18 protein-coding genes and 1 pseudogene are annotated in these 16,943 nt (G+C 71.2%); 1 reads left to right on the forward strand and 18 read right to left on the reverse strand.

Going from position 1 to position 16,943, the window contains the following annotated elements:
• The first annotated feature begins 5 nt into the window (after window positions 1-5).
• A complete protein-coding gene (locus ACLLJJ_RS27890) occupies window positions 6-1,274 on the forward strand; it encodes an IS256 family transposase (RefSeq protein ID WP_434600248.1) in 1,269 nt (422 codons plus the stop codon).
• 611 nt (window positions 1,275-1,885) lie between these two features.
• On the opposite strand, the pseudogene ACLLJJ_RS27895 reads toward ACLLJJ_RS27890, so the two are convergent.
• From ACLLJJ_RS27895 to ACLLJJ_RS27980, 18 genes and pseudogenes are all read right to left on the reverse strand, one after another.
• A pseudogene (locus tag ACLLJJ_RS27895) lies at window positions 1,886-2,686 on the reverse strand (MFS transporter); the annotation flags it as partial.
• A gap of 178 nt (window positions 2,687-2,864) precedes the next feature.
• A complete protein-coding gene (locus ACLLJJ_RS27900; protein ID WP_434596488.1) occupies window positions 2,865-3,797 on the reverse strand; it encodes a hypothetical protein in 933 nt (310 codons plus the stop codon).
• Window positions 3,798-4,067: 270 nt separating this feature from the next.
• Window positions 4,068-4,985, reverse strand: coding sequence for a hypothetical protein (locus ACLLJJ_RS27905; protein ID WP_434596490.1), 918 nt, complete (start codon window positions 4,983-4,985; stop codon window positions 4,068-4,070).
• Between the two features lie 134 nt (window positions 4,986-5,119).
• The gene (locus ACLLJJ_RS27910) at window positions 5,120-5,554 is read right to left on the reverse strand and encodes a hypothetical protein (protein WP_434596492.1); all 435 of its coding nucleotides are present in this window, start codon (window positions 5,552-5,554) and stop codon (window positions 5,120-5,122) included.
• A gap of 23 nt (window positions 5,555-5,577) precedes the next feature.
• Window positions 5,578-5,880 (reverse strand): hypothetical protein, encoded by a 303-nt coding sequence (locus ACLLJJ_RS27915; protein ID WP_267838953.1) that lies wholly within the window; start codon window positions 5,878-5,880, stop codon window positions 5,578-5,580.
• Window positions 5,881-6,120: 240 nt separating this feature from the next.
• A complete protein-coding gene (locus ACLLJJ_RS27920) occupies window positions 6,121-6,474 on the reverse strand; it encodes a hypothetical protein (protein WP_434596494.1) in 354 nt (117 codons plus the stop codon).
• Between the two features lie 224 nt (window positions 6,475-6,698).
• A complete protein-coding gene (locus ACLLJJ_RS27925) occupies window positions 6,699-7,511 on the reverse strand; it encodes a hypothetical protein (protein WP_267838952.1) in 813 nt (270 codons plus the stop codon).
• 283 nt (window positions 7,512-7,794) lie between these two features.
• Window positions 7,795-8,262 carry a hypothetical protein gene (locus ACLLJJ_RS27930; protein ID WP_434596496.1) on the reverse strand — a complete coding sequence of 156 codons (468 nt, stop codon included), beginning with the start codon at window positions 8,260-8,262 and terminating at the stop codon, window positions 7,795-7,797.
• Window positions 8,259-8,771 (reverse strand): hypothetical protein, encoded by a 513-nt coding sequence (locus tag ACLLJJ_RS27935; RefSeq protein ID WP_267838950.1) that lies wholly within the window; start codon window positions 8,769-8,771, stop codon window positions 8,259-8,261. Before ACLLJJ_RS27935 ends, ACLLJJ_RS27930 begins: the two co-directional genes overlap by 4 nt.
• 66 nt (window positions 8,772-8,837) lie before the next feature.
• A complete protein-coding gene (locus ACLLJJ_RS27940) occupies window positions 8,838-10,355 on the reverse strand; it encodes a VirB4 family type IV secretion system protein (RefSeq protein WP_267838949.1) in 1,518 nt (505 codons plus the stop codon).
• Window positions 10,356-10,385: 30 nt separating this feature from the next.
• Window positions 10,386-10,832 carry a DUF6238 family protein gene (locus ACLLJJ_RS27945; RefSeq protein ID WP_434596499.1) on the reverse strand — a complete coding sequence of 149 codons (447 nt, stop codon included), beginning with the start codon at window positions 10,830-10,832 and terminating at the stop codon, window positions 10,386-10,388.
• Between the two features lie 21 nt (window positions 10,833-10,853).
• The gene (locus ACLLJJ_RS27950) at window positions 10,854-11,426 is read right to left on the reverse strand and encodes a hypothetical protein (protein ID WP_267838947.1); all 573 of its coding nucleotides are present in this window, start codon (window positions 11,424-11,426) and stop codon (window positions 10,854-10,856) included.
• 45 nt (window positions 11,427-11,471) lie between these two features.
• Window positions 11,472-12,935, reverse strand: a complete 1,464-nt coding sequence (locus ACLLJJ_RS27955) for an SCO6880 family protein (protein WP_267838946.1) — start codon at window positions 12,933-12,935, stop codon at window positions 11,472-11,474.
• A gap of 91 nt (window positions 12,936-13,026) precedes the next feature.
• Window positions 13,027-14,391 (reverse strand): SCO6881 family protein, encoded by a 1,365-nt coding sequence (locus tag ACLLJJ_RS27960; protein ID WP_267838945.1) that lies wholly within the window; start codon window positions 14,389-14,391, stop codon window positions 13,027-13,029.
• A 32-nt stretch (window positions 14,392-14,423) separates the two neighbouring features.
• Window positions 14,424-15,083: a hypothetical protein gene (locus ACLLJJ_RS27965; protein WP_434596502.1), complete on the reverse strand. Its 660-nt coding sequence runs from the start codon at window positions 15,081-15,083 to the stop codon at window positions 14,424-14,426.
• A gap of 23 nt (window positions 15,084-15,106) precedes the next feature.
• Window positions 15,107-15,421: a DUF6112 family protein gene (locus ACLLJJ_RS27970; RefSeq protein ID WP_267839009.1), complete on the reverse strand. Its 315-nt coding sequence runs from the start codon at window positions 15,419-15,421 to the stop codon at window positions 15,107-15,109.
• A 116-nt stretch (window positions 15,422-15,537) separates the two neighbouring features.
• Entirely contained in the window at window positions 15,538-16,677 is a 1,140-nt protein-coding gene (locus ACLLJJ_RS27975; RefSeq protein WP_434596504.1) for a C40 family peptidase, read from the reverse strand.
• A complete protein-coding gene (locus tag ACLLJJ_RS27980; RefSeq protein ID WP_434596506.1) occupies window positions 16,674-16,931 on the reverse strand; it encodes a hypothetical protein in 258 nt (85 codons plus the stop codon). Before ACLLJJ_RS27980 ends, ACLLJJ_RS27975 begins: the two co-directional genes overlap by 4 nt.
• Window positions 16,932-16,943: the final 12 nt, after the last annotated feature.

Genomic DNA, 16,943 nt, shown 5'->3' on the forward strand with positions numbered 1-16,943 from the left:
AGTCGATGCCGGTATCGCACAACGGTCTGTCCAGCGAGCTGCTGGAGGAGCTGGCCGCGCTCGCGGCCGAGAAGGTCCGCGGCGGGGGACTGCGGCTGATGGGCGAGGGCGGCCTGTTGCCGGAGCTGGCCCAGCACCTGATGCAGTCCGCTCTGGAAGCCGAGATGGACGAGCATCTGGCCGTGGAGGCCGGCCGGGTCGGTGGACGCGGGTCGCGCTCGGGTGGCAACACCCGTAACGGGTACCGGGCCAAGAAGGTGATGACGGAGGTCGGTGCTGTCACGGTGCAGGTCCCCAGAGACCGGCTGGGTACCTTCCAGCCCCGGATGCTGCCCAAGTACGCCCGCCGCACCGGCGCGTTGGACGACCTGGTGCTCTCGCTGACCGCGAAGGGACTGACCTCCGGTGAAATCGTCTCCCATCTCGCCCAGACGTACGGGATGACGACGACAAAGGAGACCATCTCCACGATCACCGACAAGGCCCTGGAATCGATGGCAGAGTGGCGCACGAGGCCGCTGGACTCGGTCTACCCGGTCATCTTCATCGACGCCGTGCACGTGAAGATCCGGGACGGCTCTGTCGCCAACCGGCCCATCTACGTGGCCGTCGCGGTCACCGCCGACGGCTATCGCGAGATCCTCGGGCTGTGGGCCGGGGACGGCGGCGAGGGCGCCAAATACTGGCAGACGGTGCTGACCGAGATCAAGAACAGAGGCGTCCGTGACGTGCTGATGCTGGTCTGCGACGGGCTCAGCGCCCTGCCTGACGCAGTGAACGCAGTCTGGCCCCAGACCGTGGTCCAGACCTGCGTGGTGCACCTCCTGCGTGCCAGCCTGCGTTATGCCTCGCGCCGCGACTGGGCCGAAGTCGCCCGCGACCTCAAGCCCGTCTACACCGCCGTCAACGAGGACGAGGCCCGGACACGGCTGACGGACTTCGACGACAAGTGGGGCAAGCGCTACCCCTCGATCGCCGGGACCTGGGAGCGGGCCTGGAGCGAGTTCGTGCCCTTCCTCGGCCTTCCCGACGCCATCCGGCAGGTCGTCTACACCACCAACGCGATCGAGTCCCTCAACGCCCGCTACCGGCGCGCGGCCCAGGCCTGCGGACACTTCCCCAACGAGACCGCCGCCCTCAAGCGCCTCTACCTCGCCACCCTCGCCCTGGACCCCACCGGCCGCGGCCGCCAGCGCTGGAACAACCGCTGGAAGTCGGCGTTGAACGAGTTCGACGTCCTCTTCGACGGCCGCCTCACCGCCGGACGGGTGTAGACCGAACAGCCCACCGAAAAACCTGTAGGCCAAACAGACGAACCACACCTGAATCCTGATAGACCCAGCCACACTTCCTTCGCGGCGCTGTCGGAGTCCCGGGAGGCCTTCCAGCAGTCGGTACAGTCCCGGCCGCCGAGCCAGCGTGCGAAGCCGGCCCGCTTGTCGGCGGGACGGTCGGACAGGTCGCGCGTGACCTCGTGTCCACAGCTGTGGACGATCTGCCATTCGGTTCGTATTGCCATAAGGGAATCTCCTTCAAATGCGGGCAAGTTGCTGTGATGGGGCTGGTGGTGTCGGGAGCGTCGGTGGCGGCCGAGGCGACGGCCGGGGCCGAGCTTGCGGCGGGCGAGGACGAGGATGGCCAGCGAGGTGGCGGCTCCGGCGGCGGGGAGCGCGGCGAGTACGTACGGGCGCTCGGCGAGGGCTCCGGCGAGCGCGGTCCCGGCGGCCTGGCCGGTGCCGACCGACAGGATCAGCCAGGCGTACGCCTCGGTGGTGCGGGAGGCGGGGGCGAGGGTGTCCACGGTGTGGAAGCCGTTGGTGATGATCAGGGTGAGGAACAGTCCCGGGACCACGGTCAGGGCGATGGCGGCGTGGGCCCCTGGCTGGGCCAGCAGGGGTATCCAGCCGAGGACGAACAGGCCGGCGGTCGTGATGAGCTGGCTGGTGGTCGTGCCGGGCCATGCCCTGCGGGCATAGATCAGACCGCCGAGGAAGCTGCCGGAGGAGAACGCGGCGGGAAGCATCCCGGAGAGCATGGCCATCCCGTGCGTGGTGGCCATGCCCGCGGCCCACACGTTCATCGCACCGAGGGCGAACCCCGTCCCCGACAACGCGGTGAACAGCAGGACCAAGCCGCTGTTCATCAAGCGCCCGCCTCCCGTCGCCCCGCTGGCGGGTACTGGACGCCAGGTCCGTGACGGGGCGGCGGTCAGGACCACCGCCGTGCCCACGAGCCCGAGAGCGGCGGTCGCGGTCAAGGCGATGTCGGGCCCGTACGCGGTGGCGAGCCAGGAGGCGAGGAGGGGGCCCACGATGTAGAGCAGGCCCTGGGAGCCGGTGTCGAGGGCCTGGACAACTCGTCTCCGGCCCAGATCAGGAAGGACTGCCGGCCACAGCGCGCGGAGCCCTGCCTCCAGCGGCGGTGTGAACAGACCCGCGAACCCCACCACCGCCGTCACCGCCACCGGATGCCCGCCCGCCCCGATGACCGGCAGGGCGAGCAGGCAGCCGGAGTTCAGCAGGGCCGCCGGTGCCGACACGCGTGTTTGCCCGTAGCGGTCCATCAGCCTGCCCTTGACCGGCTGGGACAGCCCCGACGCGAGCCCGTACAGCGCGGCGAGGAGACCGGCGAAGGCCAGGGGGCCGCCCGCGCTGGTGATCCACAGGACCACGGAGACGGGGACCATGCCGTTGGGCAGGCGCCCGGTCAGGGTGCCGCCGAGGAGACGGACTACATGCCGGCCTCCCAGTACGGCGCCGTACGTGGCGGGTGGCGGGGTCGTGGTCGGGTGATCGGCCAGGGTCAACAGGGCAGGGCTTTCCGTCAGAGAGCGGGCGAGGCGGAGTGGGGCCGGGCGGGGCGCGCTACCGGCGGGGTGCGGAAGCGGCGGAGACCGGCGTGGCCGGCATGACCGGTGTGGTGCCCACCGCGGGCGGGCGCGGTACGGGCAGGTGGCGGGGTGCGGGGGCGCGGTGCGGCGGCAGGACCGCCACCGCTTCCTCCAGCTGTTCGCCGATCTGCGCGAGGTTCTGGACCAGGTGGCTGGTCTGGGCGGCGAGCATCCGCAGCCGCACGGCGATCTCCTGGCCGGCCCGGGTGTCCATGGCGGTTGCCCAGGTGGCGCAGGTATCGAGGAAGGCCGTGAGCTGCGCGATGTGTCCGGCGGGGGCGTGGGGCGGCAGGTCGGTGACGTAGGAGATCGCCTCGGCGACGGAGGCGCTGTGCTGCGCGTCGATGACGTCGCGGGTCAGCTGTTCCAGTGGCACCCCGGGTGGTGACGCGCTGTCCGGTGGAGGGCCGTTGGGGTAGAGCACGCCGGCCGGGACCGCGGGTGGGAGGTCACGGATCGCGTCGTCGTCGGTGTCGTACCGCCCGATCACGCGCATCTCGGGGCCATCGATGTCCCCAGCGAGGATCAGAACCATCTCCTCCTCGTCGTCGACCGGGTGCGGGACGAAGACGAGGGTGAGCTGGCGGCCGGTGGCGTCGTAGAGAGACTCGCGGGGCTGGAGCAGGCCACGGCTGCGGGCCGAGCGGGCCCAGGCGGTCCATGCCTCCTGCTCTTCCGTACGGAACCCGGGGTTCGGCTCCGGTGGATGGGCGGGCTGGAGGGCAAGGTCGCGCAGAAGGATGTCGTGCTCGCCCCAGGTCTGCAGGTAGGGCCACAGCAGTGCGTCGCGGCTGGTGGTGTCCTGGCCGTCGGGGTGCTCGTCCAGGATGCGTACGGCCTGGTCTGCGGCGTGGGCGAGGTCGGAGATCAGCAGGTGCCAGCGGGCGTGGTGCCGGGCTGGGGGCATGGCCTGCACGCCGGCGCTGGCGTGGACGATCAGGGTGTTGAGGTGGGGGCGGAGATCGACGAAGAGTTCGGCGAGCTGCCGGTTGCGCTCGGCTTCGGCGGCCAGGGCGGCCGCGGCGTCGGTGATGTCTCCGAGACGGTTACGGAGGTGATCCAGGACTGTCTCGCAGCGGAGCTGGATAACCGAAAACTGGACGGCCCAGCCGGTCAGAGCGTTGACCGCCTGGTGAGGAGGCGGGGTCGAGGGGCGGGGGATGGAGGCTCCAGTGGTCTATCTGCGGCTCGGGGCGGTGCCGGCCTGCGTGGGCGGGGAGGGGAGAGCGCGGGGTGCCTCCGCGGCACGGACCAGCCCGAGGGCGGTCTGGGCGGGTCCGGTGCGGGCGGCAGCCCGGGCAAGCCCGACCAGACCTTCGCCTTCCGCCATCCACAGCGCCAGCAGATCGAGGCTCGGGTTCTCCCCAGCGGTTCCCGCGTCTTCGCGGCCCGGGCCCGGTAGACCGAACGCGGCGTCCATGCGTTCCAGGAACGCCTTCTCGTACGTGTCGAAGGCGTGGGCGTCGTTGGCGCGCAGGGAGGCGATGATGTGCGGTGCGATGGCGGTGAAACGGTCGAACGCCTTGCCCAGGTCCTGCTGGGGAGGGTCCTGGACGGTTCCGGGCTCGAACTCCTCCTGCGCCCACGCGAGCTCATCGCCCAGGTGGTTCAACTGCATCTCGAATACGACCCGGTGGTAGTCGGCCAGCAGGCTGGAGGTGATCTTCCGGGCGGCGGGGACGGCCGCCGGATGCACGCTGATGCTGGGCGGCGGCGTGACCGTCTCATCTAGATACATGTCCTTCGGGGCGAGCATCCCGACGTGGTACACCCGGCTGAAGGGGTTGTAGACGATGGCGAGTTCGGCCCCTCCATCGCTCTGCAGGATCGCGGCAGAGGGCACGCGGCTGTGCTGGAGGTGGCGGAGAATGGGGCCGGTAGCCCACAGGCCTGCGGTGAGGTCGCCCTGCCACACCGGGAGTGCGTAGTTCTCGACCCGTACGTTCCACTGGCCGGGCAGGTGCTCGCTGACCTCTCGCGCGAAGTCGCCGATGTAGCGCTGGTCGGTGGTGGTGACCGTGCTCTGGCAGGCCCGCGAGGTCTCCCCGAGGGCGGCCAGGGACCGACGGGCACGGTCGGCGTCGATCAGGGGCATGACGTAGTTGCCGTCATCGTCCTTCTCGAATCCGGCGAGCTGAAGGGCGGTCCGGGCCCAGCGCCAGGTGTCACCGGTGACCAGGGCAACGATGCCGTGGTGCCGGCTCGTGAACAGGGTGATCTCGGACGGCGTCAGGTGGACGCTCCCTCGTCGTGGCCGACGGAGATCAGAGACGGCTCGGAGGTATCCGGTTCGGTGTCGTAGGCGGTGGTCAGCAGGTCGACACCGAGCTGGAAGAGCGCCCGGTCGGCGATGTCGAGGAGATCGCCCGTGCGCTCGTAGCGGGTGGCGAGCTGGAGCTCGCCCTGCTCCCGGCAGCGGGTGCCGGCGGCGCGCAGCAGGTTCCGCAGCGCGATCAGCCCGGCTTCCTCGCCACCGGCCGCCAGCTCGGTCAAAGCGTGGACTTCGGCGGGCGTCGAAGCCTGGGACATCGCCTGCGTGCACGCGCGCAGCGCGGCGGCAGGGTCTGCGGGCACTGGGAGGCTGCGCAGGAATCCCGCGGCCTCCCGGCGGGCCCGCAGACGCAGCTCGTTGCTGCCGGGACGGTGGTGGACGGTGTGGGTCATGGGCGGAACGGGTCCTTGTCGAATCAGCGGGTGCGGCTGGCGTGAGTGGTCGCGCTCGGTGCGGGAGATACCGGCGTGGTCTGCGGCGGCCTGGAGCCCCAGGCCCGTGTGGTCGCGTACTGGGGCGAGGTGGTGGTTGCGGCCTGCGAGATTCCGGTCCGGTACCACTCGCGCGGGTCCCGAACCGGGGTGGTCTGCGCCGGCTCGGTGTTGGCGGGGTCGAGGGAGTAGTCGGCGTGGACCTTGTATCCGCTGCGGCGCAGGCTCTCGATGGCCTGGCGGGTGCGCCGGGGCCCTTCGTGGGTGGGTGCCGGCAGGAGGTACACGCCGTGCAGGCCGTGCAGCGGCTGGAAGCCGAGACGGGTCAGGTACCACTGGCTGATGTGGTGGGGGATTCCTTGGGCGGCGGCGACGTACCCGTACTGCGGGTGCGTGCCGACGACGAACTGGCCGGGCAGGGGGCGGCTCCTTGCGGATCAGCGGCGCGTGGCGGGTGCGGCGGTGGACGGGGCGGGTGCAGAGGCAACGACCGCGGTGGTGCCCAGCTTTGGCGCAGCCTGAGGCGGTCAGCCGGGGACTGGCCCGGTGGGCTGCCATAGCGCCGGATGGTCGCTGAACCGGGTACGGGGATCGGTCGCCCACCCGACGACGGGGCCGCGCAGTTCCTCACGAAGACTGATTACCTCGATGCCGTGCTCGTGGAGTACGTAGCCCCAGTCCAGGCCGCCGGTACCTCCCTCGTGGACGGACATCCGGAAAGCGGGAGAGCCATCCGGCGTGATCAGGTCGTCCATCTGCTTGCTCGGGTAGTGCTGGCCTCCGGTGAGCTCGTTGACCAGTGCTTCGGGAGTGCCGTCGAGGAGGTCGGTGCCCAGCCCGGACCAGGCGACGGGCACGGCATCGATCAGGTGCCGGTTCATAGCGTCGAGATCGCCGGCGAACTTGTGCTGGTGGGCAGCCAGCAGAAGGGGAAGATGATTGCTGGGGAATCCGTCCCAGTGGACGTAGATGCCTTCGTATCCTCCGGCCTCGGTGGGGCGGGCGATGAAGGAGCGGGTTGCCAGGGGAGTCTCCTTGGAGTGCGGTGGGTGCGGGTGCGTGCCGCAGGTCGGCGGCGTTGCTCGTTGCCGCTAGCCGTTCCAGGTCAGCGGGCCCGGCCCGGGTTGCCGGGCGGCGTAGACGGCAGGCCGGTCACCGGTGCCGGGCTCGTGGGGTACTGCGAGCGGAAGTACGTCTCCAGCGGATGGCGGTCGCTGAGGACGACCTCGAAGCCGAGTCCGCGGAGCCGGTCGGCGGCATCCTGGACGAGGACCTCGGGAGTGAACGGCGAGTTGGTGGCGGTCACGCACAGACCGGTGCCGGGGTCCAGGTGCCAGCGGCCGTCCTCGTGGAGCAGGGCCCTCACGGCGCGAGGCATGAGCACGTCGGCGATCGGCCGCCCGTCCGTAGACCGGCCGATGGTGATCTGCTGGGCCTGCTTGAACCTGGTGCCGCTCGCGATGCGCATCGACGCCAGCCGGTAGTACGGAAGGAGACGGCGCTGTACCGCGGCGGCAGCGCGGGCAGGGTCACCCGGAACCGAGACGGCCTGCGGGTGCGGCGTCGTGTCGTACTCGTAGACCCCTGCCGGTAGCAGCGTGCCGACCAGGAACTCGCCCGGCTGGTGCGGCCGCTGGATGACGCAGAGCTGGAAGCCGTGGGCATGGGTGAGGAAGGCTCGCGCACGCTGATGGTCGCCGTCCCGGCGCAGTGCACGCCACAGCACTCCCTCCTCCCTCTCCCAGAGCCGGTCGTCGGCATGGCTCCACCGATACGGAGTCGGCAGGACTCTGTGGCTCCACGCCAGGCCCAGGCGCGGTGCCAGCTCGGCGGTGAACTGCTCCAGGCCGGCGGTGACGGCTCTGGAACGTCTCAGCGTCTCCTGCTCGAAGGGAAGCAGGGAATCTTCTTGGGTCATGCCGAGGGCGCCTGGTGGTGGAGGTGGGCGACGGGCAGGCCTAGCGGCTGCAGCGCGTGCACGGCCTGGTGCACGAGGTGCTCCTGCTGTTCAGCAGGTAGGGAGGCCGGCGCGGTGTATGCGCCGAGCCGCGAGCAGTAGGTGAACCCCCTTGACCACAAGACCCGTTGGACCGGGTCGGAAAGCGGGAGGGATATCGGCCCGGCGACATGCAGTCCTATGTGGATGCTGACGGGGTGGTACACGGGAAGCCTTCCTGAAGGACGAGGTTGGGGGGTGAGGGTCAGCGGCTGCGGGTGCCGCGCGTGGCCGGCGGAGGGGCATGGACCCCAGCCGCGTGCACGCGGGCGGCTACCGGTGTCGACGGGATGCGGGGGAGTCGTGCGAGGAGGGCGTCGATCGCGGAGAGCAGCGGGCCGACATCGTGGGGGCCGACGGAATCGGTGGAGTCGTAGAGGACCGTCATCGAGGTCCGGTCCTCGGCGGGAGCCTCGTGTGTGGCCAGCCATCCGCCTTGCGCCCCGATGAGGACGACGGAGTCGTGTCCGGGTGGCCAGGCGTAGACGAGCCAGTCGTCCATCCCGTACTGGACGTCGCAGACCAGGCCGCGTTCGCGTAGCGGGGTGGTCACGTGGGCGAAGCGGGCCCACGCTCGCTGCCAGCTGGGGTCGAGGACGTTGCGGTGATCCGGCAACGGCGCCAGGAGGCGGGTCGACGGACCGTCCGCCCCCGGCTCTTGCCGCAAGGTCATCGGTTCCGGCCAGGCGTGGGTATGACGGCCGGGGGCACCGCGGCAGGTGCGTAACGGGCCAGCATGGCGGCTGTCCGGGTAGGGAACACGCGAGTGATTTCTGTTGCCTTGCCGCGCAGTTGCTGGGCGGCGGTGCGCAGGGCGGTACTGGCCTGGTCGAGATGATCCTGGATAACGACCCGCACATCCCCCGGCGGGGGCGTGCGCTCGGTGGAGGAGTGCCGGATGTTCTCGTGAAGGAAGCCGAGACGGTCAACTACCTGGCTGAGGTGGGCGAGGGCGGTGCCGAGCGGGGGAGCGCACTGAGCGAGGGCCGCGGTGCCGAAGCGTTCGGCGTGGCTGTAGCCGGTGAGGTTCTCGAACTCGTGGCGGCTGCTGGTGGTCAGTTCCTCGCAGATTTCGGCCAGGATGACGCCGATGTCGCCGACCACGGTGTGGAGGTCCGGGGTGACGTCGTCGCCTCGACGTAGTTCCTCGGCCTTCGGAACGTCGTCGAAGACCCGGTCCACACTCCTCGCGAGCTGGAGGAAGTAGTCAGGGCTGGTGATGTCAGAAATGGTGTGTTTCCTATCTTTTCAGTGCATACGGGAATCGGTATCGAACAGGGTCTGTTCGGCTGGGTGGAGCAGGTGTTGGACGATGAAGGACCGGCCGGCGACCTTCCAGAGGCCGCGTCCGCGGCTGAGGTGGGATATCGCTTCGGTCTCCACCGAGGTCAGGCCGAGCAGGGAAGCCGCCGCGTGGAGCTGGTCGGTTTCCTGGCGGTAGATGATGCGGGTGGAGCAGTCCGCGAGGAGTCCTTCGGCCAGGGCACGGCCCTGGGATCCGGCGTCACCCGCGGTGAGCAGGTCGGAGAGCCGGTGGATGACCATCAAGTTGGCGATGCCGAGGCCGCGGGAGAGCTTCCACTGGGCCTGCATGCGCTGCAGCAGGGGGCCGTGGCGCATCAATCGCCATGCCTCGTCGTAGACGATCCACCGCCGGCCGCCGCGCGGGTCGGTGAGGGCGGACTCCATCCAGGCCGAGGCGCAGGTCATGGCGAGGACGAGAGCGGTGTCGTCGCCGGATCCGCCGAGGCGGGACAGGTCGATGGACAGCATCGGGGTGGCCGGGTCGAAGGCGACGGTGGAGGGGGCGTCGAACATTCCGGCGAGGTCGCCGTGGACGAGGCGGCGCATGGCGTGGGCGAGGTCGCGGGCTGCTTCTCCGAGGTGGCCTGAGACGGTGCCGGCGGCCTGGTCGAGGAGGGCGGGCTGGGCGAGGGTGTGGGCGATGTCGCCGAGCAGCGGGGTCCGTCCTGCGGCGGCGGCTGCCTTGACGACGCCGTTGAGGGTGATGTCGAGGGCGGTGTGCTCCATCGGCATTAGGTCGCGGCCCAGGACGGTGCGGGCGAGGGAGCCGAGCAGGAGCAGGCGGCGCTTGCGTACCTCACCGGCCCAGTCCGCCTCCGCGACGGACGGCGGCCTGGGGGCGGCGTCCAAGGGGTTGAGGCGGCCAGGGAGTCCGGGGCCGAGTGCAATCGAGGTGCCGCCGAGGGCTTGGGCGACGGGGGTCCATTCGCCCTTGGGGTCGCAGGGGACGTACACGCGGTACCCGAAGGCCACCGACCGCAGGGCGAAGGACTTCGCGAGGGCGCTCTTGCCCTGGCCGATCACTCCGGCGAGCAACACATTCGGGTTGGTGAACCCGTCGATCTTGCCGTACAGGGTGAACGGGTCGAAGACGAAGGCGGCTTCGGCGTGGACGTCGCGGCCGATGTAGATGCCGTCGGCTCCGAGGCCGCCTTCGGCGAGGAACGGATACGCGCCGGCGGCGACGGCGGTGGTCATGCGGTGGGCGGGCAGGCGCAGCCGGTTGCCGCGGGCGGAGGCGCTGCCGGGTCGCCCGGCGGCCGGGTAGGGGGAGAGAGGCATCTCCTGCTCGGCCGGTTCGTGTTCGCCGGAGGGCGAGGTGGATTCGGCGCGGGCCTTGGCCTGGGCTTCGGCGAGCTGGCGGCGGGCGGCCTTGCGGGTGCTGCGGTCGGTGCCGTGGGGGGTGAACAGGGGGCTGGCGGAGGCGCGGCGGGCGCGGCGGCCGGGACGGTGCTGGGACATGGGGGCGGATCGTTTCTGCGGGGGCTGCCCTCAGGCGGTGCGTGCCGGGCGGGGGCCGTGGTCGGCGGGGGTGGTCTTGCGGCGGATGGCGTGGCCGGAGGCGAGCTGGCGCTGGCAGATGGTGAGGACCGGCGGTCCCTCGGGCAGTTGGTCAGGGCGGCAGACCGGGTCCGCGCCGGTGCGCGGTGTGGCGGGCAGGGTGTGGAAGGCGTCGTGGACGTTGGTCGCGGCCTGCCAAAGCCGCAGGTGCGCCAAGGCGAGGTGCCGTCCGGCGGCCGGGTGCTGCGGCCGGGTGGTCTCAGCGAGCCGGTCCAGAAGCAGGTGCAGCCCAGTGAGGTGGCCGTGCAGGACGTCGAGGTGTGTGCGGTCGGCGGGAGCGCCGGTGGTTGCGCTCTGGCGGGTGTGGTGGCGGATGCCGGCGGTGGCGGCCCGCAGGTAGGGGTGCGCGTCGCTCACCTCGGTGGGGTAGGGAGCCAAGAGGCGGGGCCTTTCTGTAGGTCAGCGGCGGCGGTGCGCGGGGCGGTGGGCAGCGCCCGGGACGGCCGGCTGGGAAGGGGCGGTGCTGGAGGGTGTGTTGGTACGGGCGGCCTGCTCGGCGCGGAGGTCGATGAACTCGCCCGGTGCGCGAAGCCCGGGATGGCACTGCTCGGGCACCAGCATCACGTCGGGCTCGGTGCCGAGTCCGCCGACGTCGCGCAGCCAGCGCTGGAAGGTCGGCAGCTCGGGGAGCGTGTGGAGAGCGTCGTCGAGGCCGGCTGCGTACACGGCGAAGCTGTACGGCCGCTCGCCGTCGCGCCGTTCGCGGCCAGCGATGGTCACGGTGAAGGGCAGGCGCGCGGGCGGGCCGGTGAGCAGGTCGAGCTGGTTGAGGAGGGTGCCGAGCCGGTCGGCGGCCTCAATGGCCGTGGTGATGCGGGCGTCGCCGTACTCGCGCAGGTAGTCCTCGTTCACGTCACCGTCGGCGGTCAGGTACGGAGCAAGCTGCGCCTGGTGCTCGGCCCTGAGCGTGCGGGCCTCATCAATGAGGGCCTGGAGTTCGATGGCCAGACGGCCATGGTCGAGGGTGTGCATGAGTGTGGAAACTCCCGGGGGGTGGGGTCGATCCGTGCCGGTGGGCTACAGGGCGGTGCGGGCCAGGGGGAGTGCGCCGAGGGTGAGGGCCTCGGGCTGCTGATAGATCAGGCGCCGGAGGTCGACCTGGGCGCTGACGGCGGCGGTCTCGATCTGCGCGCACGCGGCGTCGAGCTGGGCGTCGGTCTCGGCGGAGACGGTCAGCAGGCCGGTGAGGGCGACGTCGGCGTGCCCGGCGATGAGCTGGCGTTCGCGTTCCTTGACGTCGCCGTACTCGACGGAGTCGGCCTCGGAGTCGACCTGTCCGCGACGCTGGCGCTCGGCGGCGTCCGCGATGATCGTGGCCTTGGTGCGCTGCACGTCGCGCAGCGCGGACTCGAGCCCCTGGGGCACGTATATAAGGGAGAAGGAGCGGCGCACTCCGGCGGTGAACATCAGCCCGTGCAGGAACCCCGACGTCGTCTCGGTCCGCGGCCAGTTCTCCACCCAGTACGTCGCGTGGCGGGCCGTGTCCGTGATGACCCGGTCGTACTCCTCGACCTGGACCACGGGACCCGCGGCGGCCGGGTCGGCCTCGGCCCTGCCGTGCTCGGACCACTGCTGCAGGCCGGCCAGGGCCTTGGGGTCGTACGCGGTGCGCACGACCGCGGCGATCTCGCGGGCGGTGAGCCAGCCGGTGACCATCAGTCCGGCGCCGCGCGCGGCTTGGGCGACGGATGCGGTGGTCTGACCCAGCACGGTGAAGGCGCCGGGCAGTCCGCCGCCGGCCTGGGAGATGAGCCGCTTGGCGGCCTTCATGTCCAGGGAGATCGCCAGGTAGCTCTCGTGCGGGGCGGCGGCGGGCCCTGCGGAGGAGACGAGTTCGGAGTACACCTGCCCGGCGACCGGGGCCTGGGGGCGGCCGCGGGTGGTCCAGTGGCGGGTAAGGGTGTCGCCGGAGTCGGGGACGGTGCGCTCCAGGACCTGCACGGTGGCGATGTGCCCGGATCGGGCGATGCCGGCCAGTGCCCGGCCCCACGAGGTGACGTTGGAGTTCTGGGTGGCGGGGTCGAGGAGGGCGAAGGCCCGGCTGGAGACGCGGGCGATGGCGGTCAGGGTCTGGGCGTGGGGGTCGTGGACGGCGGCGGCCTGCGATCCGGACGGGGTGACGACACGGAGCGAGGCGGCGGTGCCGGGCAGGTGGAGCATGCCGTCGGTGCGGGGCCGGGAGACCGCGCGGGCCAGCCACAGGGTCTGCCCGGTGCGCTGGCGCTGGGCGTAGCGCAGGACGATCGGCGCCCAGTCGATGAGGGAACGGCCGTGGTGGCGGATGACGACGAGGGCTCCGACGCCGGCCCAGAGCGGGGTCAGGGCGAGGGCACCGACCAGGCCGGTGGACACCACCGTGGCCAGGAGAAGGGCGAGGGCCGCGGAGGTGAGGACGAGCTGCGGGAGGGACAGGCCGAGCAGGATGCCGCGCCGCGACCGGTGGGGGAATTTGATCGTGAGGGGGAGGACAAGGTCAGACAAGGCAGAAGCCGCCTTCGGAGCACGGGGGTTGGAACCCGGGCGGGACACGGCATCGTGGTGCGGCGTGTCCCGCCCGGGTGGCGTGGACGGGTCAGGAACCGGTGGGCGAGGGTCCGCTCGCGAAGGGACTGCTCGCGACGGCCGGGCCCTGGGCGGGCGCGCCCTGCGGCGGGCCCTGGGTGCTGCGCGGAACGGCACCCGTGCCGCCGGAACCGGACGGCCCGGGGGGCTCGGACGGGGAGCCGGAGCTGGGGCCGGTGCTTCCGCCGAGGTGGCCGCTGGTGTCCTGGCTCGCGCTGGTCGGCGGAGGCTGGACTGCCTTGGACAGCGCGTCGGTGACCGCACCTCCGCCGGAGGACGGCATCGGGGAGCTGTTCTGCTCGCCCCCGGAGCCGCCGGTGGGGTTGGCGGCGATGTCGCCGGGGAAACTGGCCGGGCCCTGGGGGGATGCCCCGGCTCCGGCTCCGGCCGCTGCACCGGCTCCGCCCGTGGCGGCCATCGCGGCGGCCTTGCGGGCTGCCTGCTCGGTGTGCTGCTTGGCCATCTGCGCGCCGGTGCCGCCGGCTCGGTGGATCGACTCGCCGTCGGTGCCCTCCGCCGCCCAGTGGACGAACTTGAACGTGGCGTACGGGCAGAGCAGGACCATCATCATGATCACGACTCCGGCGAGGCAGTCGGCGAGGGCGCCGAGTCCGTCCTTGGCCTGGGTCTGGCCGAGGGCGGAGATGCCCAGGAGGAACACGATCGTCATCAGCAACTTACTGACCACGAGCGTGGCGGTGGCTTCGATCCAGCCCCGGCGCCAGCGCCGTGCGGCCTCCCAGCCGCCGCCGGCCCCGGCGAACACCGCGAGGGTGACGAGGACGAGGATGCCGACCTTGCGGACCATCATCACGCACCAGTAGAGGATGGCCCCGGTGCCGGCCCCAAGGCCGACGATGCCGGGGATCATCCACCCCAGCGGCACCATGGAGGCGACGGAGCTGGCCTTGACCATGCGACGCACCGCCTCCTCGATCGAGGTGCCCGCCGCCGCGAACAGGCCATCACTCAGGGCGTCGACGACTTCGATGGCGACGGTGGTGCCGGCGATGGCGACGAAGCAGAAGATCACGCCGCTAGCGGTGCCCGTGAAGGCCTGGGCCAGGGCCTGGCCGTCACGCTTGAAGGCGGCCCGGATGAGCTGGGCGCAGAACGTGGCGACCAGGATGGTCAGGCCGATCGGCAGCAGCAGCTCGTAGTTGTCGACGAACCAGCCGGCCCGCAGGTCGACCTTGGTGGTGGCGTTGACGGCCTCGGCGGCGAGATCGGCGGATGCGGCGGCGAACTCACCGGCTGATTTCGCGATCCAGTTGCCGATGCCCTCGGTGATGGCCTTGCCCGGGTCGTTGACGAAGTCGATGGCGTCGGCGGCGCTGCACAGTTTGCTGGCGAGGGGGATGGAACAGAAGTCCACTGGAGGGATACCTCCTTGTCTTCAGTGGCGTGTTACGGGGCGACGCTCGGGGCGAGGGAGACCAGGGCGCAGTCGGAGCTGGGGCGGCACTGGACGGCGAGGGTGACGGCGCGGTCCTCGGCGCCGCCTCCGCCGTTCTGCCAGGCGATGGTCTGCTTGCCGGTGACGGTGACCGCGTAGATGTACGCCTCGGTGATCGCGGAGGGGTTCTCGGCGAGGGCCTGCTTGAACGCCGAGGGGAAGTGGGCCTCGCCCACGGCGGCGGTGGCGTACTGGGCGTTGTCGGCCATCCGCGACCACAGCACCGGGTCCGGGATCTGTCCGGAGATCGCCGTCCAGTCGGTGTACTTCGTCTCGCGGGTCATCCACGCGTTCATGCCGGCGAGGTGCTGGTCACGGCTGGTGGTGCGGGTGTCGTACGACCAGAGCAGCACCGCGGCCGCCCTGGCGTAGGCGAGCGGGTCGGTGATTTTGGGCGGAGCCGGGACCGAGCCGGTGCCGACGGACGGCTTCGGGGCCGTCCCGGCGGGCGAGCTCGCTCCAGGGGCTGCGGGGGATACGCCGGTCTTGGTCTGGCCGCCGCGGGAGGTGAACCAGGCAGTCAGTCCGGCGGCCCCGAGGAGCGCGGTGATGACCACGGCGGCGACGAGGATCCGTCGCCCGATCGTCCAGTGCGTCGTGGCCCGGTGCAAGGGGGAGAGGGAACGTTTCGGCACTACTTGACCTGCGTCCCGAGTGCCGAGAAGAACGCGACGATGCCATTGGCGGCGCCCAGGCCCAGGGCCGCGCCCGCCGAGACGACGGCGCCCTTCTTGCCGTTGGCCTCGGCCTGGTGGCCACCACTGTGGTGGCCCCAGGCCCACACACCGAGGGAGATGGCGAGCGCGCCGACGACGGCGATGATGCCGAACATGTTGATCGAGCTGACGACCTTCTTCAGGACGTCGAGCCCGGGAAGGCCGCCCTCCTTTGGAGTGATTCCGGGGTCGTAGGCGAGGTAGAGGACGCGGTCTGCGAGTGAAATGGGTATGGCGAAGCTCCTTGCGGGCGCAGGCCGGAGAGGCCCTGCGGCTGTGCGGGGAAGGGAGAGGGGCGCTCGGGGCGCGAAGTGGGGCCCGGCGCAGGCCCGCATTGGCGGGCGGCGGTCTAGCTGTTGAGCGTGGGGATGCGGCGGACGGCGAGGATCTGCCAGTCGCCGACTTTCTCGATCCGCACCGGCTTCGTTGTGCGCGGTGCGTTGATCACCAGGCCGGCGCCGAGGTACATGCCGACGTGTTCGGGGACGGCGGCGGTGCCGCGGGTGAAGAGCAGGTCACCGGGGATCAGGGTGTTCGCCGGTACGGCGTCACCCTCCTTGACCTGCGTGTACGTGGTGCGGGTGAGCTGGATACCGGCCTTGGCGTAGGCCTGCTGCATGAGGCTGGAGCAGTCGCAGCGGCCCATGGGGTCGGGGCCGCGCGGCGCGGTGCAGGTGCCACCCCACTGGTAGAGGGTGCCGAGCTGGTGCATCGCCCAGTCGATGGCGATGCGGGCCTTCGGTGAGGCGTCGGCGGGGATCTTGTATCCGGCGGGGACGGTCCCTTCGGGGATGGAGCCCCAGCCGGCTCCGTCCTCGCCCGGCTTGCAGCCGCCGGCTCCGCCCGGCGTGGTACCCGTCTCCTGGCCGGTCTGACCTGTGCCGCCGTTCGGCAGCGTCTTGACGATGGCCTGCTGCAGCGCCCGGGCCAGCGGCCCCCACTGCGCGTACGCCTCCGGGAAACCGGAGAGCTGCACCGCCTGGGCGGCCTGGGTGATGGTCATCTGCTGCCACCCCTTCACCTCCAGCAGTCCCTTGTAGAAGCGCGTGGAGGAGTAGACGGGGTCGCGGATCTGCTCGGGGGTGCCCCAGCCCTGGCTGGGCCGCTGCTGGAACAGCCCCAGCGAATCCCGGTCGCCGTAGGTGAGGTTGCGGAGCCGGGATTCCTGGATGGCGGTGGCGAGCGCGACGACCTGTCCGCGCTCGGGGACCTTCAGGGCGATGCCGGTGGCGACGATGGTCTCGGCGTGGGGGATCTGTTCGTCGGGCAGTTCCAGGCCCTCGACGCGGACCGAGCTGTCGCCGCCCTGGCCGCCGAGGATCGCCGCGACCTGCTTGGCGACCGCGGCAGCATCGATGCTGCTTCCGCCGGGAGTGCAGGCGGCGCCTTTGGAGGCTGCGCCGCTTCCTGCTGCGGCCATGGTGGCGGTGGTGGCGAGGACGAGGGGGGAGAGGCAGAGGACGCCGATAGCGGCGGCTACGGCCTTCAATCCGGGGTGCCTCCGCGCTCGCCGGTCAGGGCCGGCGGCCGGGTTTCAGGCAGGGGAGGGCGCAGGGATGTCATAGCGGTGTCCTTTGCGTGCGTGAAGACCCGGCCGCGCGGTGCCGTGGAGATGTGAGAAGGGGCGCGGTAGGCCGGGTGATGGGTGAGCTGTGCCTCGGGACGTCGCTGCGAGTTGCCGCTCGCGACGACGTCCAGGCGGATCAGGTGTGCCGGGACAAGGGGGTGCCTCCGTGTGGGCATGACGGGGGAATA

The sequence above is a fragment of the Streptomyces sp. A5-4 genome, assembly GCF_051131715.1.
Taxonomy (GTDB): Bacteria; Actinomycetota; Actinomycetes; order Streptomycetales; family Streptomycetaceae; genus Streptomyces.

What these genes read in the sequence shown, in the direction of transcription:
- ACLLJJ_RS27890 (WP_434600248.1), top strand. Translation starts at nt 6, where the DNA reads ATGCCGGTATCGCACAACGGTCTGTCCAGCGAGCTGCTGGAGGAGCTG.
- ACLLJJ_RS27900 (WP_434596488.1), bottom strand. Translation starts at nt 3,797, where the DNA reads ATGCCCCCAGCCCGGCACCACGCCCGCTGGCACCTGCTGATCTCCGAC.
- ACLLJJ_RS27930 (WP_434596496.1), bottom strand. Translation starts at nt 8,262, where the DNA reads ATGACCTTGCGGCAAGAGCCGGGGGCGGACGGTCCGTCGACCCGCCTC.
- ACLLJJ_RS27940 (WP_267838949.1), bottom strand. Translation starts at nt 10,355, where the DNA reads ATGTCCCAGCACCGTCCCGGCCGCCGCGCCCGCCGCGCCTCCGCCAGC.
- ACLLJJ_RS27950 (WP_267838947.1), bottom strand. Translation starts at nt 11,426, where the DNA reads ATGCACACCCTCGACCATGGCCGTCTGGCCATCGAACTCCAGGCCCTC.
- ACLLJJ_RS27905 (WP_434596490.1), bottom strand. Translation starts at nt 4,985, where the DNA reads ATGCCCCTGATCGACGCCGACCGTGCCCGTCGGTCCCTGGCCGCCCTC.
- ACLLJJ_RS27925 (WP_267838952.1), bottom strand. Translation starts at nt 7,511, where the DNA reads ATGACCCAAGAAGATTCCCTGCTTCCCTTCGAGCAGGAGACGCTGAGA.
- ACLLJJ_RS27980 (WP_434596506.1), bottom strand. Translation starts at nt 16,931, where the DNA reads ATGCCCACACGGAGGCACCCCCTTGTCCCGGCACACCTGATCCGCCTG.
- ACLLJJ_RS27910 (WP_434596492.1), bottom strand. Translation starts at nt 5,554, where the DNA reads ATGACCCACACCGTCCACCACCGTCCCGGCAGCAACGAGCTGCGTCTG.
- ACLLJJ_RS27920 (WP_434596494.1), bottom strand. Translation starts at nt 6,474, where the DNA reads ATGAACCGGCACCTGATCGATGCCGTGCCCGTCGCCTGGTCCGGGCTG.